The organism is Gordonia sp. BP-119 (assembly GCF_016924115.1).
GTDB lineage: Bacteria > Actinomycetota > Actinomycetes > Mycobacteriales > Mycobacteriaceae > Gordonia > Gordonia hongkongensis.
This window is the reverse complement of the sequence record NZ_JAFFZF010000006.1, coordinates 108,311-123,348: the sequence shown is the minus strand read 5'-3', so window position 1 is coordinate 123,348 and position 15,038 is coordinate 108,311. Positions and strand designations below refer to the sequence as shown.

General features: G+C 68.1%; 14 protein-coding genes. 11 read left to right on the top strand and 3 right to left on the bottom strand.

Features of this window, described 5'->3' with window-relative positions; all coding sequences use genetic code 11:
- Positions 1-11 precede the first annotated feature (11 nt).
- The gene (aroB, locus tag JW364_RS06005) at positions 12-1,136 is read left to right on the top strand and encodes a 3-dehydroquinate synthase (protein WP_068972555.1); all 1,125 of its coding nucleotides are present in this window, start codon (positions 12-14) and stop codon (positions 1,134-1,136) included.
- A gap of 153 nt (positions 1,137-1,289) precedes the next feature.
- On the opposite strand, the gene JW364_RS06000 is transcribed toward aroB, so the two are convergent.
- Entirely contained in the window at positions 1,290-1,820 is a 531-nt protein-coding gene (locus JW364_RS06000; protein ID WP_078112454.1) for a B-4DMT family transporter, read from the bottom strand.
- Positions 1,821-1,935: 115 nt separating this feature from the next.
- Between JW364_RS06000 and JW364_RS05995 the strand changes: the two genes are divergently transcribed.
- The 10 genes from JW364_RS05995 to pyrF all read left to right on the top strand — a co-directional run bounded on the left by JW364_RS05995 (position 1,936) and on the right by pyrF (position 13,071).
- On the top strand, positions 1,936-3,045 hold the full coding sequence (locus tag JW364_RS05995) for an aminopeptidase P family protein (RefSeq protein WP_205333429.1): 1,110 nt from the start codon (positions 1,936-1,938) through the stop codon (positions 3,043-3,045).
- 21 nt (positions 3,046-3,066) lie between these two features.
- Positions 3,067-3,630 (top strand): elongation factor P, encoded by a 564-nt coding sequence (gene efp, locus JW364_RS05990; RefSeq protein WP_058250342.1) that lies wholly within the window; start codon positions 3,067-3,069, stop codon positions 3,628-3,630.
- Positions 3,631-3,633: 3 nt separating this feature from the next.
- The gene (gene nusB / locus JW364_RS05985) at positions 3,634-4,119 is read left to right on the top strand and encodes a transcription antitermination factor NusB (protein ID WP_058250343.1); all 486 of its coding nucleotides are present in this window, start codon (positions 3,634-3,636) and stop codon (positions 4,117-4,119) included.
- A 118-nt stretch (positions 4,120-4,237) separates the two neighbouring features.
- The gene (gene pyrR, locus JW364_RS05980; protein WP_068971602.1) at positions 4,238-4,822 is read left to right on the top strand and encodes a bifunctional pyr operon transcriptional regulator/uracil phosphoribosyltransferase PyrR; all 585 of its coding nucleotides are present in this window, start codon (positions 4,238-4,240) and stop codon (positions 4,820-4,822) included.
- On the top strand, positions 4,822-5,772 hold the full coding sequence (locus tag JW364_RS05975) for an aspartate carbamoyltransferase catalytic subunit (protein WP_068971601.1): 951 nt from the start codon (positions 4,822-4,824) through the stop codon (positions 5,770-5,772). Before pyrR ends, JW364_RS05975 begins: the two co-directional genes overlap by 1 nt.
- Positions 5,773-5,803: 31 nt before the next feature.
- The gene (locus JW364_RS05970; protein WP_068971600.1) at positions 5,804-7,111 is read left to right on the top strand and encodes a dihydroorotase; all 1,308 of its coding nucleotides are present in this window, start codon (positions 5,804-5,806) and stop codon (positions 7,109-7,111) included.
- Complete coding sequence (locus JW364_RS05965) at positions 7,108-7,743, top strand: hypothetical protein (protein WP_068971599.1); 636 nt, start codon at positions 7,108-7,110, stop codon at positions 7,741-7,743. The genes JW364_RS05970 and JW364_RS05965 overlap by 4 nt, the downstream gene beginning before the upstream one ends.
- Positions 7,740-8,909: a glutamine-hydrolyzing carbamoyl-phosphate synthase small subunit gene (carA, locus tag JW364_RS05960; RefSeq protein ID WP_068971598.1), complete on the top strand. Its 1,170-nt coding sequence runs from the start codon at positions 7,740-7,742 to the stop codon at positions 8,907-8,909. Before JW364_RS05965 ends, carA begins: the two co-directional genes overlap by 4 nt.
- Positions 8,909-12,244: a carbamoyl-phosphate synthase large subunit gene (gene carB / locus JW364_RS05955; RefSeq protein ID WP_068971597.1), complete on the top strand. Its 3,336-nt coding sequence runs from the start codon at positions 8,909-8,911 to the stop codon at positions 12,242-12,244. Before carA ends, carB begins: the two co-directional genes overlap by 1 nt.
- Positions 12,241-13,071 (top strand): orotidine-5'-phosphate decarboxylase, encoded by an 831-nt coding sequence (gene pyrF / locus JW364_RS05950; RefSeq protein ID WP_068971596.1) that lies wholly within the window; start codon positions 12,241-12,243, stop codon positions 13,069-13,071. The genes carB and pyrF overlap by 4 nt, the downstream gene beginning before the upstream one ends.
- Positions 13,072-13,092: 21 nt before the next feature.
- Here pyrF and JW364_RS05945 read toward each other — a convergent pair whose 3' ends face one another.
- Together JW364_RS05945 and JW364_RS05940 are read right to left on the bottom strand one after the other, a co-directional pair.
- Positions 13,093-13,665 carry a hypothetical protein gene (locus JW364_RS05945; RefSeq protein WP_139115557.1) on the bottom strand — a complete coding sequence of 191 codons (573 nt, stop codon included), beginning with the start codon at positions 13,663-13,665 and terminating at the stop codon, positions 13,093-13,095.
- Positions 13,662-14,765: a hypothetical protein gene (locus JW364_RS05940; protein WP_139115556.1), complete on the bottom strand. Its 1,104-nt coding sequence runs from the start codon at positions 14,763-14,765 to the stop codon at positions 13,662-13,664. Before JW364_RS05940 ends, JW364_RS05945 begins: the two co-directional genes overlap by 4 nt.
- Between the last annotated feature and the right edge of the window lie 273 nt (positions 14,766-15,038).

Genomic DNA, 15,038 nt, shown 5'->3' with positions numbered 1-15,038 from the left:
CGAGTATCACCGTGAACGAACAGGCAGCGAACGAACCCATCGCCATCCGGGTCAACGCCGGCGCACCGTACGACGTGACCATCGGCCGGGGACTCCTCGGTGAGGTGGCCGCGGCCGCGCAGGGCGCCGACCGCATCGCGATCCTGTATCAGCCGCCGCTGGCCAAGACCGCCGAACAGATCCGAGAGTATCTGGCGGACAAGGGGTTCGACGCCCATCGCGTCGAGATCCCCGACGCCGAGGCGGGCAAGGACCTCTCGGTCGCGTCGTTCTGCTGGGAGGTGTTCGGCCGGATCGGCCTCAAACGAAACGACAAGGTCATCAGCCTCGGCGGGGGAGCCGCCACCGACCTCGCCGGGTTCGTCGCGGCGACCTGGATGCGCGGCATCGGGGTCATCCACATCCCGACGACCCTGCTGGCGATGGTCGACGCCGCCGTGGGCGGCAAGACCGGCATCAATACCGAGGCGGGCAAGAACCTCGTTGGTTCGTTCCACGAACCCGACGCCGTCCTGATCGACACCGGCACGCTGGAGACCGTCCCGCGCAACGAGATCGTCGCCGGACTCGCCGAGGTCATCAAGACCGGGTTCATCGCCGATCCGACGATCCTCGACATCATCGAGGCCGACCCCGAGGCCGCCCTCGACCCGACGTCGCCGGTACTGCCCGATCTCATCCGGCGCTCGGTGCAGGTCAAGGCCGACGTGGTGTCGGCCGACCTCAAGGAGTCGTCGCTGCGCGAGATCCTCAACTACGGGCACACTCTCGGCCACGCGATCGAGCGCCGCGAGCGTTACCGCTGGCGTCACGGCGCGGCGGTGTCGGTGGGTCTCGTGTTCGCTGCCGAACTCTCGCGCCTGGCCGGCCGCCTCGACGACGCCACGGCGGATCGGCACAAGGCGATCCTGGATCTCGTGGGGCTGCCGACGACCTATGACCCGGATGCGTTCGCCGATCTCCTGCAGGGGATGGCGGGGGACAAGAAGAACCGTTCCGGCGTGCTGCGTTTCGTCGTGCTCGACGGACTCGCCAAGCCGGGCCGGCTCGAAGGGCCCGACCCCGGCTTGATCGCCGCTGCCTACTCGGCAGTGGCCGGTGGCTCAGCGGAGAAGAGCACGTCGATATTGCTCTGAGGCGAGGTCCTGGCGAGACGAGTTGCGAAGACCCTTCGTGACGCGCCCTCCGCAAGCGCCGGGCGCTCCTCAGGGAGCAGGAGGTGGCTCGCTTCGCTCGTACCTCAGGGAGCTGAGAATTCGGCCACTCGCACGCGGGCTCTTTCCTGAGCCTCAGCGAATGCGCTGTGTCGGCGCGTCCGAGTCGGCCTCAGTCCCGCCGTCGTGGCGGTGCGAACGATCCTCGTGCACCGACCAGTCGTCGTCGGCTGCGCCCTTGTTCTGGTCGCGCCGGACGAGGAAACGGCCGATCGCCGCGCCGACGAAGGCCGGGACGAAGACGAGCAGTGCGGTGAACGACGCCCCGGCGATGAGCTCGATGAACAGGCTGGCCTGCCCGATGCCGGCCAGGACGACCGTGCCGAGGATCCAGGAGATCAACCCGGCGAGAACGCCGGCGAGGACACCGGCCTGCAGCCAGCGCACGGTCAGATCCTCGTAGTCATCGGGATCCGGGTTGGCGCGGGCGTCGCGGATGCCGTCGTAACCACCCCACACCAGGGCGATGAGCACGACGACCGCGATCGCGATGGTGCGCCAGATCGTCGAGTTCAGCGGCGCCTGCACCACGGCGAATCCCAGCAAGACGCGGGCGAGGACGTGAACTGCGGTCATCGTCAGACCGCGCACCAACCACGAAGACATGCGCGTCATCTTACGCACGGGGGTGGTGACAGCGGACACACCCTGGTCGAAGTGGTCGGGTTTCGCGGGTCGGGCGGGTTCGCGCGGCTCGGGCGCCGGCCGTAGCGTGGCCAGGGTGCCGATCAACCATGACACCGCAGGCCGCCGCGCCCGGCTGCGTGCCGAACTGCGTACCGCGGACGACCCGGTCTCGTTCCTCGTCGTCTCCGACCTCGTCAACGTCCGCTACCTGACCGGGTTCACCGGCTCCAACGCCGCCGTGCTGATCGACGTCGACGATCCGGCCGGTGACCGGATCGCCACCGACGGCCGGTACCTCGCGCAGGTCGCCGAACAGGTGCCCGACGTCGAGCCGATCATCGAACGCGCGGCGGCGCGTGCCCTCGTCGACCACGCCCGGGCCGCCGGGGCGGGTCGCGTCGGCTTCGAAGCCGACACCGAGACCGTGGCCGGGCACCGAGCGCTGTCCGCGGCTGTCGGGGACTCCGGGATCGAACTCGTCAGCACGACCGGTGTCGTGCAGAACCTGCGCGCGGTCAAGGAACCGGGGGAGATCGAGCTGCTCCGGGCGGCGTGCGCGATCGGGGATGCGGCCCTCGCGCAGGTCGTCGCCGACGGCGTCCTGCGGGCCGGGACGACCGAGCGGCAGGTCGCTCGTGCGCTCGAGTGGGAGATGTATCGCCTCGGGGCCGACGGGATCGCGTTCGAGACCATCGTGGCCGCCGGCGCCCACTCGGCGATCCCGCATCACCGGCCCACCCACACGGCTCTGGCGGACGGCGATCTGGTCAAGATCGACTTCGGCTCGGTGGTCGGCGGGTATCACTCCGACATGACCAGGACCTTCGTCCTGAGGCGCGCGGCGTCGTGGCAGCGGGACCTCTACGAACTCGTCGCCACCGCACAGGCCGCCGGCCGCCGGGCCCTCACGCCCGGGGCCGACCTGCGGGCGGTCGACGCCGCGGCCCGCGACGTGATCGCCGACGCCGGCCACGGCGAGAACTACGTGCACGGTCTCGGTCACGGAGTGGGACTGGAGATCCACGAAGCGCCGGGAATCGGCAAACTCGCGGCGGGTACACTGCCATGCGGTGCTGCGGTCACCGTGGAGCCCGGTGTCTACCTACCCGGATGGGGTGGGGTCCGGATCGAGGACACATTGGTGGTCACCGACGGCGACCCCGACCTGCTGACCGCCACCGACAAGACATTCACCGTCATCTGACTGCAAGGGAACGAAAACCACATGGCATCCACCGCCGACTTCAAGAACGGCCTCGTGCTGCGCATGGACGACCAGCTCTGGCAGATCATGGAGTTCCAGCACGTCAAGCCGGGCAAGGGCCCCGCGTTCGTGCGCACCAAGATCAAGAACGTGCTGAGCGGCAAGACTGTCGACAAGACCTTCAACGCGGGCGTCAAGGTCGAGACCGCGACCGTCGACCGTCGAGACATGACCTTCCTCTACAACGACGGCACCGACTACGTGTTCATGGACGCGCAGGACTACGAGCAGTTCTCCTTGCCGCCGGCCACCGTCGGCGACGGCGCCCGCTTCCTGCTGGAGAACATGACCGTGCAGGTCTCGCTGAACGAGGGCAACCCGTTGTTCGTCGAACTGCCGGTCACGGTGGAGCTGATCGTCGCCCAGACCGATCCCGGACTCCAGGGCGACCGTTCCACCGGCGGCACCAAGCCCGCCACGCTCGAGACCGGCGCCGAGATCCAGGTTCCGCTGTTCATCAACACCGGTGACAAGCTCAAGGTCGATTCGCGCGACGGCAGCTACCTCGGCCGCGTCAACTCCTGACCTGTGAAACAACCCGGAACCCGACACAAGGCGCGGCGGCGCGCGGTGGACCTGCTCTTCGAGGCCGAGGCCAAGAAGGTCAGTCCCGCGCAGCTCGTCGCCGAACGTCGTGAATACGTCCGCTCGGACGAGAGCGTCGGCTCGATCCACGACTACACCGCGACCGTGATCCAGGGACTCGCCGAGGACCAGGGTCAGGTCGACGCGGTCATCTCGTCGTATCTGCGCGACTGGACCCTCGAACGCCTCCCGGCCGTCGACCGCGCCATCATGCGACTGGCGACGTGGGAGCTGTTCAATTCCCTCGACGTCGACACGATCGTGGTCGTCGACGAGGCGGTCGAACTCGCCAAAGAACTCTCCACCGACGACTCGCCGGCCTTCGTGAACGGCGTGCTGGCCAAGATCGCCGAGCTCGCGCCGCAGGTCCGCGCAGCCGCTTCCGCCGAACCCGGTGGGGCCGCACCCGGACGGCCGGAGCCCAACTGATCCGCACCGGGTGTGGCGTACGTCGCGGGAATTCGTCGGCGTCGCCGCCCGGTGTAGAGTGTCGCGAGACAGACATCCTTTAACGATCCGTCCTGCGAGGCGGAGAAGGAGGTCGGCCTTGGCCAGCCCCGCTCCCAGGGTGCTGCTCGATGCCGCTGACGTGTCGCGCACGATTGCCCGTGTCGCACACCAGGTCATCGAGAAGACTGCTCTGGACTCGCCCGACGCACCTCGCGTCGTCCTCATCGGAATCCCCACTCGCGGAACATCTCTCGCCACCCGGTTGGGTGCCAAGATCGGCGAATTCGCGGGCGTCGACGTGCCGGTGGGATATCTCGACATCACGCTCTACCGCGATGATCTGCGCGGCAAGCCACACCGCCCGCTCGAGCGGACGATGGTGCCGGCCGGTGGCGTCGACAGCGCCATCGTGATCCTGGTCGACGATGTCCTCTACTCCGGACGGACGGTCCGTGCCGCGCTCGATGCACTGCGCGATCTCGGTCGTCCTGCGGCCGTGCAACTCGCGGTCCTCGTCGACCGTGGCCATCGCGAACTCCCGTTGCGCGCAGACTATGTCGGCAAGAACATCCCGACGGCCCGCGACGAACAGGTCTCGGTCCATCTCGTCGAACACGACGGCATCGACGAGGTCGTCCTCGCCTCGGCGTCGAGTTCGGTTGCCGCGGAGAGTGATTCATGATGCGGCATCTGTTGTCGACGCAAGACCTCGGCCGTGACGATGCCACCGCCCTCCTCGACGACGCCGAGCGTTTCGAGCAGGCCCTGACCGGGCGTGAGGTGCGCAAACTGCCGACGCTGCGCGGTCGGACGGTGATGACCGTGTTCTATGAGAACTCCACCCGCACCCGGGTCTCCTTCGAAGTCGCGGGCAAGTGGATGAGTGCCGACGTCATCAATGTCAGTGCTTCGAGTTCCTCTGCGGGCAAAGGGGAGTCGTTGCGCGACACGGCCAAGACCCTGCACGCGGCGGGCGCCGACGCGCTGATCGTCCGGCATCCGGCGTCGGGCGCGCCGGCCCAGATCGCCGACTGGACGACCACGCCCGCCGGTGACGGTCCCGCGGTGATCAACGCCGGCGACGGAACGCACGAGCATCCCACGCAGGCGCTCCTCGACGCGCTGACCCTGCGACAGCGGCTCGGTTCGCTCGAGGGCAGGCGGATCGCGATCGTCGGCGACATCATCCACTCCCGCGTCGCGCGGTCGAACGCCCACCTGCTCTCGACGCTCGGCGCCGAGGTCGTCCTGGTGGCGCCCCCGACGCTGCTGCCGGTCGGGGTGGACCAGTGGCCGGTGAGCGTCTCGGGAAGTCTCGACGCCGAGCTGCCGGCCGTCGACGCCGTCATGATGCTCCGCGTCCAGGCCGAACGCATGAACGGCGGGTTCTTCCCGAGTGCCCGCGAGTACTCGGTCCGTTTCGGGCTCAACGATCGTCGGATGGCGTTGCTGGCCGACGACGCCGTCGTCCTGCATCCCGGACCGATGTTGCGCGGCATGGAGATCGGCTACTCGGTGGCCGATTCGCCGAAGGCGACCGTTCTCGAACAGGTCCGCAACGGCGTGCACGTCCGCATGGCGGTCCTGTTCCGGCTGCTCGTCGGCTCCGATTCCGCGGGAGCACACCTGTGACCGCCCACCACACCGTGCCAGGAGATGTGAAGTGACCGCCCGCACCGGATCCGTTCTTCTCCGCGCCGTTCGTCCATACGGCGAGGGTGACCCGATCGACGTCTTGGTCGTCGACGGCGTCATCAGCGAGATGGGTTCCGCGGTCACCGCGCCCGACGGCACCGAGACGATCGACGGCAAGGGCGGCGTGCTGCTGCCGGGGTTCGTCGACCTCCACACCCACCTGCGGGAGCCGGGCCGCGAGGACACCGAGACCATCCGGTCGGGTTCGGCAGCCGCCGCGCTCGGCGGTTACACCGCGGTCTTCGCGATGGCCAACACCAGCCCGGTGGCCGACAACTCGACCGTCACCGACAACGTGTGGCGGTCCGGGCGCGAGGTCGGACTCGTCGACGTGTACCCGGTCGGCGCCGTGACCGTGGGTCTGGCCGGCAAGCAGCTCGCCGAGATGGGCATGATGGCCGCCGGCGCCGCCGGCGTACGGATGTTCAGCGACGACGGGAAGTGCGTCGACGATCCGCTCCTGATGCGCCGCGCGCTCGAGTACGCGACCGGGCTCGGCGTCCTCATCGCACAGCACGCCGAGGAGCCGCGGCTGACCGTCGGTGCCGTCGCCAATGAAGGGCCGACGGCCTCGCGCCTCGGGCTGGCGGGCTGGCCGCGTGCGGCCGAGGAGTCGATCGTCATCCGCGACGCCCTGCTCGCGCGCGACGCGGGTGCGCGCATCCACATCTGTCACGCCTCGACCGAGGGCACCGTCGAACTGCTCCGCTGGGCCAAGGACCAGGGGATCGCGATCACCGCCGAGGTGACCCCGCATCACCTGCTGCTCGACGACTCCCGGCTCGAGACGTACGACCCGGTCAACAAGGTGAATCCGCCGCTGCGCGAGGTCCGCGACAAAGAGGCGTTGCGACAGGCGCTGGCCGAGGGGATCGTCGACTGTGTGGCCACCGACCACGCCCCGCACGCCGCGCAGGAGAAGTGCTGCGAGTTCGCCCAGGCCAAGCCCGGGATGCTCGGCCTGCAGACAGCATTGCCGATCATCGTCGAGACCCTCGTGAAGCCCGGCCTGCTCGACTGGCGCGGCGTCGCGCGTGTGATGAGCGAGCGGCCCGCGCAGATCGTCGAACTGACCGATCAGGGCCGTCCGATCGAGGTCGGCGAGCCGGCGAACCTGGCCGTCGTCGACCCGGACACGTCCTGGGTGGTGCACGGTCCCGAGCTGGCGAGCCTCTCGGACAACACCCCGTTCGAGTCGATGACCATGCCCGCCACCGTCACCGCGACGGTGCTGCGCGGCGTGGTGACGGCTCACGACGGGCAGGAGACCCGATGACCGCGAGACCCAGGCGTGGACTGGTACCGGCGGTCCTCGCGGTGTTGGTGGTCGCCTCGGTGATCGCGTCGCTGCTCGGATACGGCAAAATCGTCTTCAACGCCTGGTTCATCGGTGTGGTCGCGCTGCTGGCCCTCGGGGTGGCGTCGGTGTTCTACCTGCTGGCAACCGGGAATCGGAAGAAGACCGCGGCGCAGGCAGACCTGATCGGCACGCTGCCGACGATCCCCGCCGAGCCGGGCGCGGTGCTCAGAGGTCCAGATACCGGCCTCTACCTCGGCAGCACCATCGCGCCGAGCTGGCAGAACCGGGTGACCGTCGGCGACATCGGCGACCGGGCGTCCTCGGTGCTGACCGAGTTCGAGACGGGCATCCTCATCGCGCGTCAGGGAGCCAGCGACCTCTGGATTCCCCGGGAATCGATCACCGCGGTCCGGACCGAACGCGGCATCGCGGGCAAGGTGATGACCGCCGACGGCGTCCTCGCCATCCGCTGGGTCCTGCCCAGCGGCACCGAGATCGACTCCGGGGTGCGCGCCGACGACAAAACGATCTACCCCGGCTGGGTGAGCGCCTTCGCCGGGACGCACGACAGTGGACACGGGCCACAGGGACAAGGGGCACAGGAATGAACACAGCGGTCTTGGTGCTGGAGAACGGCCAGGTGTTCACCGGCCGGAGCTTCGGCGCAGTCGGCGAGACCCTTGGCGAGGCGGTGTTCTGCACCGCGATGACCGGCTATCAGGAAACCCTGACCGATCCGAGCTACCACCGGCAGATCGTGGTCGCCACGGCGCCGCAGATCGGCAACACCGGTTGGAACACCGAGGACGGCGAGAGCACGGGCAGCGCCGGGAGCATCGGCGTCGACGGTGACTCGGGCAAGATCTGGGTCGCGGGGTATGCGGTTCGCAACCCCACCCGACGCGTCTCCAACTGGCGTGCGACGACCTCCCTCGCAGAGGAGCTGGACCGTCAGGGCATCGTCGGGATCGGCGGTATCGACACCCGCACCGTGGTGCGCATCCTCCGCGACCACGGGTCGATGAAGGCCGGGATCTTCTCCGGCCCGGCGCTCGCCGACACCGACGAACTCGTCGCCCGCGTCCGCAATCAGCCGGACATGAAGGGCGCCCGGCTGGCCGACGAGGTCACCACCGACAGCGGTTACGTGGTCGAACCCCTCGACCAGCACCGGTTCACGGTGGCCGCCATCGACCTGGGCATCAAGACCAACACGCCGCGGATGTTCGCCGAACGCGGCGTCCGCACCCACGTGCTGCCCGCGACCGTCGCGCTCGACGCCATCGCCGACCTCAAACCCGACGGGGTGTTCCTCTCGAACGGTCCCGGCGACCCGGCCACGGCCGACGACATCGTCGAGCTGACCCGCGGGGTGCTCGGCCAAGACATCCCGCTCTTCGGCATCTGTTTCGGGAACCAGATCCTGGGCCGCGCGCTCGGCCGGTCGACCTACAAGATGAAGTTCGGTCACCGGGGCATCAACATCCCGGTCGTCGACCACGCCACCGGCAAGGTCTCGATCACCTCGCAGAACCACGGCTTCGCGCTCGAAGGCGAGGCGGGCGAGGAGTTCGACTCCGACTTCGGCCGCGCCCGGGTCAGCCATGTCTGCGCCAACGACGGCACCGTGGAGGGCGTCGAGCTGCTCTCCGGTCGCGCCTACTCGGTGCAGTACCACCCCGAGGCGGCCGCCGGTCCCCACGACGCCGCCTACCTGTTCGACAAGTTCGTCACCCTGCTCGAAGGGGACAAGTCCCAAGGAGCGAGTGCCTGATGCCGCGCCGCGAAGACATCAACCACGTCCTGGTCATCGGGTCCGGGCCGATCGTGATCGGTCAGGCCTGCGAGTTCGACTACTCCGGCACGCAGGCCTGCCGGGTCCTCAAGGCCGAGGGCCTGCGGGTCAGCCTGGTCAACTCGAACCCGGCCACGATCATGACCGATCCGGAGTTCGCCGACGCCACCTACATCGAGCCGATCACGGCCGAGTACGTGGAGAAGGTCATCGAGGCCGAGCGCGACGCCGGGCATCCCATCGACGCCGTGCTGGCCACCCTCGGCGGTCAGACCGCGTTGAACACCGCTGTTGCACTACACGATCGCGGCTCACTGGAGAAGTACGGCATCGAGCTGATCGGCGCCGACTTCGACGCCATCCAGCGCGGCGAGGACCGGCAGATGTTCAAGGACATCGTCGAGAAGGTCGGCGGGGAGAGCGCCCGGTCCCGCGTCTGCCACACGATGGACGAGGTGCGGGACACCGTCGCCGAACTCGGGTTCCCGGTCGTCGTCCGGCCGTCGTTCACCATGGGCGGTCTCGGCTCGGGAATGGCCTACGACGACGAGGACCTCGACCGGATCGCGGGCGGCGGTCTCGCCGCCTCCCCGACGGCGAACGTCCTCATCGAGGAGTCGATCCTCGGGTGGAAGGAGTACGAGCTCGAGCTCATGCGCGACAACCGCGACAACGTGGTGGTCGTCTGCTCGATCGAGAACCTCGACCCGGTCGGCGTCCACACCGGCGACTCGGTGACCGTCGCCCCGGCGATGACGCTCACCGACCGCGAGTACCAGATCATGCGCGACCTCTCCATCGACATCCTGCGCGAGGTCGGCGTCGACACCGGCGGCTGCAACATCCAGTTCGCCCAGGACCCACGCGACGGCCGCCTCGTCGTCATCGAGATGAACCCGCGCGTGTCGCGGTCGTCGGCGCTCGCGTCGAAGGCCACCGGCTTCCCGATCGCCAAGATCGCCGCGAAGCTCGCCATCGGGTACAGCCTCGACGAGATCGTCAACGACATCACCAAGGAGACGCCGGCCTGTTTCGAGCCGACGCTCGACTACGTCGTGGTGAAGGCTCCGCGGTTCGCGTTCGAGAAGTTCCCGGGCGCCGACGACACGCTGACCACCACGATGAAGTCGGTGGGCGAGGCCATGAGCCTCGGTCGCAGCTTCGCCGAGGCACTCGGCAAGGTCATGCGGTCGCTGGAGACGAAGGCCGGCGGCTTCTGGGCCGAGCCCAACCGCCCCGACCCGGCGACGGTCGACCTGCCCGCCCTGCTCGAGGACATCAAGACCCCGCGCGACGGCCGGTTGTACAAGCTGATGCTCGCCTTCGAGGCCGGCGCGACGATCCAGGACCTCTACGAGGCCACTGCGATCGATCCCTGGTTCCTCGCCGAGATCGGCGGGATCGCCGCGCTCGGAGTGGAGATCCGCGACGCCGACACGCTGGACGAGGCGTTGCTGCGCGAGGCCAAGTCCACCGGCTTTTCCGACCGTCAGATCGCCGCTCTGCGTTCGGATTTCGCCGACGAGGCGGCCGTTCGCGCCCACCGGATCGGGCTGGGCGTACGGCCGGTCTACAAGACCGTCGACACCTGCGCGGCCGAGTTCGAGGCGAAGACGCCGTACCACTACTCGAGCTACGAACTCGACCCCGGGGCGACCAGTGAGATCGCGCCCCAGACGGAGCGCCCCAAGGTCCTGATCCTCGGATCGGGCCCCAACCGCATCGGTCAGGGCATCGAGTTCGACTACTCGTGCGTGCACGCCGCACTGACCCTGTCGGACGCCGGATACGAGACCGTCATGGTCAACTGCAACCCGGAGACGGTGTCCACCGACTACGACACCGCCGACCGTCTCTACTTCGAGCCGCTGACGTTCGAGGACGTCCTCGAGGTCTACCACGCCGAATCGGAGTCGGGCACCGTCGAAGGTGTCATCGTCCAGCTCGGCGGCCAGACGCCGCTCGGTCTCGCGCACCGTTTGGAGGAGGCCGGGGTGCCGATCGTCGGCACCAGCCCGGCGGCCATCGACCTCGCCGAGGATCGCGGCGAGTTCGGCAAGGTGCTGACCGCCGCCGGACTACCGGCCCCGGCGTTCGGTACCGCGACGAGCTTCGACGAGGCCCGCGACACCGCCGCCCGGATCGGGTACCCGGTGCTCGTCCGGCCGTCGTACGTCCTCGGTGGACGCGGCATGGAGATCGTCTACGACGAGAAGTCCCTGGAGGACTACATCTCTCGCGCGACCGAGCTGACCCCGGATCATCCGGTATTGGTCGACCGGTTCCTCGAAGACGCGGTGGAGATCGACGTCGACGCCCTCTGCGACGGCGACGAGGTCTACATCGGCGGCGTGATGGAACACATCGAAGAGGCCGGAATCCACTCCGGTGACTCGGCGTGCGCGTTGCCGCCGGTCACTCTCGGCCGAGCCGACCTCGAGATGGTGCGGACCTCGACCGAGGCGCTGGCCAAGGGCATCGGCGTCAAGGGTCTGCTCAACGTCCAGTACGCGCTCAAGGACGACATCCTCTACGTGCTCGAGGCCAATCCGCGTGCGAGCCGGACGGTCCCGTTCGTCTCCAAGGCCACCGCGGTGCCCCTGGCCAAGGCGTGTGCGCGCGTCATGCTCGGCGCGACGATCGCCGATCTGCGGGAGCAGGGCATCCTGCCCGCCACCGGCGACGGCGGAGAGGCTCCGGCGACGGCGCCGATCTCGGTGAAGGAAGCGGTCCTGCCGTTCAATCGGTTCCGTCGCCATGACGGCAGCGGGGTCGACAACCTGCTGAGCCCCGAGATGAAGTCGACCGGCGAGGTCATGGGCATCGACGCCGACTTCGGTCGCGCATTCGCCAAGTCGCAGACCGCCGCCTACGGCTCGCTCCCGACCAGCGGCAAGATCTTCGTGTCGGTGGCCAACAAGGACAAGCGGGCGCTGATCTTCCCCGTGAAGCACCTCGCCGACCTGGGGTTCGACATCCTGGCCACCGAGGGGACCGCGGACGTGTTGCGCCGCAACGGGATCAAGTGCGAGACGGTGCGCAAGCACTTCGAGGCCGCCGAGGGGCAGCGCACGATCGTCGACATCATCCGCGCCGGCGAGGTGACGATGGTGATCAACACCCCGTATGGCAACTCGGGGCCCCGCGTCGACGGCTACGAGATCCGGAGCGCCGCGGTGTCGGTGAACATCCCGTGTATCACCACGGTGCAGGGTGCCTCGGCCGCCGTGCAGGGCATCGAGGCCGCGATGACCGGCGACATCGGGGTGCGGTCGCTGCAGAACCGGCACGCCGACCTGGCCGGCCGCTCGTGACGGACGCGTCCGGGTTCGGCGGCCGCTACACGAGGGCGGTCGTCGAGCGCGGGCGTCTGTGCGCCGGGATCGATCCCCACGCCGCGTTGCTCGAGGAATGGGGCCTCTCGGTGGACATCGACGGACTGTCGGCGTTCGCCGACATCTGCGTCGAGGCGCTGGGTCCGGTGGCCGCCGTCATCAAACCTCAGGTCGCGTTCTTCGAGCCGTTCGGTTCGGCGGGTTTCGCGGTGCTGGAACGCGTCGTCGCGGGCTGTCGCGAGGCGGGCGCCCTCGTCATCGCCGACGCCAAGCGCGGTGACATCGGTTCGACGATGGCCGCCTACGCGCAGGCCTGGTTGTCCGAGTCGTCGCCGCTGTGCGCCGACTCGGTCACCGCGTCGCCCTACCTGGGTTACGAATCCCTGCGCTCTGCACTGGATCTCGCGCGGTCCGGCGAGCGCGGCGTCTTCGTGCTGGCGCGGACGTCGAACCCGGAGGGCGGCGAGCTGCAGCGGGCACAGGTGGGGGAGCGGACGGTCGCGCAATCGATCGTCGACGCCGCGGCCGCCGAGAACACGGACGGGACCGCGACCGTCGGCCTGGTCGTCGGGGCGACACGTGAGCACGGGCTCGATCTCGCCGGCCTCCGCGGCCCGATCCTGGCCCCCGGGCTGGGTGCCCAGGGTGCAACGGCCGCCGACCTGCCGATTGTGTTCGAGGGGGCCGACCCGGCCTGGGTGCTGCCCGCCAGTTCCCGCGGCGTGCTCCGAGCCGGGCCCGATCCCATCGCCCTGCGCGACGCTTTCGTCCGCGCCCGCGACGAGGTCGAGGCCGCGCTGGGCTGAGGTGCGGTCAGGGTTTCGTGCTCAGGGGGAGCGGGTTTCGACGGTTACCAGCATCGGCGGATCTGAGTCGGTTTCCGCAGTGAGTGGCTCATCACGCCGGATGGTGGTGCTATCACCCAACGCGCGCATGATCTCGGTGGCCCCGTCCCAGTGCATGCTTTGGACGGGACGAGGGCCGTCGAAAAAGATGTAGTCGCCCTGTGCGCCGAAATCGGGATCGCTGCGGCTTACCCCGAGAAAGCAGATGCCGGTAGTTCCGGCGGAGGCGTTGATCGACGCGGAATCGGTGTTGTCGAAAGCCTGCAGCACTCGGTCCCACGCTCCGGTCCACCCTGCTTCGCGAGCAACGTCGTGCAGCGTTGTCACCTGTGTGCCCGTTGAGGCTGACTGAATGGCTGCGTGTCTAAAACGCTCGGACGATCCCAGTGGTTGCGAATTGTCTTCGATACGGAACTCGGTCTCACACTGCATCTGCTTCTGCTCGGGACCCCCAGAGGCAAGTCCTGAACACCCGTTAATCGCCGTAGCGGTGAAGCAGACCACGAAAAGCCCGATCATCGCGCGGCACCACCTGCCGTGTTGATACGAGGTCACCGCTCACCTGCCGGTAGCGGGATATCCGTGAGTGACGGGGCACCGGTGCTGTGCTCAGCCACTCGGTCACTCCAAGCGATCTCGTCGTCGGCCCCGATGACGAGAGTCCTGCCGTCCCGGACTGCCCGATCGACGGCGGCGGCCAGTTCTTCGGGACTCGCTTCGGGGTGTTCCCGCGCCAACTGACGGCCGATCTCGTTGTTGTACAGATCCATCGCCTCTCGGGGAGGCGGGTTGCCGCCCAATTGCTCGTGCGCGGTTGCGAACTGTCGAGTCCAATCTTCCCCGAACCGCTGGGTCATGAGCGCATTCCAGTAAGTGTGCCGGAAGGCGTCGCCATGTCCATCGGAAATGCTGCGCGGTCCGGCATGCTGCTGTTCTGCGGCGCCGCTGGCCTGTGAACGAATGGCGAAAAAGTCGACCAGATCGTCCAAGCCGTTCGGCCGAGCCCCCATCGTCGCCAGCATGACGATCTCTTCTGGGGTCATGAAAACCGGCTCAACCGCCGGGTCCACCGCGCGGATTGCCTGCAACAGAACGCCGCTCGGCCACAACCGGGCACCGCCTTCGGACGGCGCCGTTTGGTATCGGCGAAGGATTTCGGCGAGTCTCGGATCGTCGGGTGTGCCGACCACCCCGTATTTCACTCTGTCGGAGAGGCCCCCAAGGACGGTTCGGAGCTCTTCAGCGCCTCGTCGATCGATGTCTTCGATCCGTGCCAGCGAGCCACGAATAGCGATTGTCAGGAAGTTCTCCAACCCTTCCTTCTCCGCGAGTTTGGTCAGATAGTCCGACTTCCACACACGCAACCACTCCATGTTCGACCGCTCGGAATTGACGGTGCCGTCGTCTTCGACGTAGAAATCGAACTCAGAGGAGAGTGCTTCGGTCACCTTGCTTGGAAGGTTCGAGACCTCGCCTTCGAGTTCGGACACCCGAGTGTCGAACTTCTCGGCCACCGCACCGATCACGGAGGCGCTGCGAACTGCGTCATCAGCGTGGGTCCGCGACGACTCGCGAGCGTCCTCTCCGCCGTGCCCGCGCCAGTATTCGTGCGACGCGTCGAAAGTACTGCCCGCGCTCTTGAAGTCGGTGGACATCTGCTTGGACGCGGACGACAGAAGACGACTGACCGATTTCGCACTGTCCAGGGACCACCCCATCACAAGGGGAACCGTGTACTTCGAACCTTCGCCGGACACTAGCCTCCACCCCCTCGACGATCGGGCTCAGCCGAAGTTCGGCCATGCGCCAGGTCGCTGCGGAGTCGCTGGCCGCTGGCATCGTCGGCGTTCTCATAAGAGTCCGCCCCGCGCGTGCAAAGGTGGGCGAAGCCGACGTACTGACCTGCGTGGTAGTCGACGACTCTATCC

Bases quoted from the DNA above. Each gene is read 5' to 3' on its own strand.
- JW364_RS06000 (WP_078112454.1), bottom strand. From the start codon at position 1,820: ATGTCTTCGTGGTTGGTGCGCGGTCTGACGATGACCGCAGTTCACGTC.
- efp (WP_058250342.1), top strand. From the start codon at position 3,067: ATGGCATCCACCGCCGACTTCAAGAACGGCCTCGTGCTGCGCATGGAC.
- JW364_RS05975 (WP_068971601.1), top strand. From the start codon at position 4,822: ATGCGGCATCTGTTGTCGACGCAAGACCTCGGCCGTGACGATGCCACC.
- JW364_RS05965 (WP_068971599.1), top strand. From the start codon at position 7,108: ATGACCGCGAGACCCAGGCGTGGACTGGTACCGGCGGTCCTCGCGGTG.
- carA (WP_068971598.1), top strand. From the start codon at position 7,740: ATGAACACAGCGGTCTTGGTGCTGGAGAACGGCCAGGTGTTCACCGGC.
- carB (WP_068971597.1), top strand. From the start codon at position 8,909: ATGCCGCGCCGCGAAGACATCAACCACGTCCTGGTCATCGGGTCCGGG.
- JW364_RS05940 (WP_139115556.1), bottom strand. From the start codon at position 14,765: ATGTCCACCGACTTCAAGAGCGCGGGCAGTACTTTCGACGCGTCGCAC.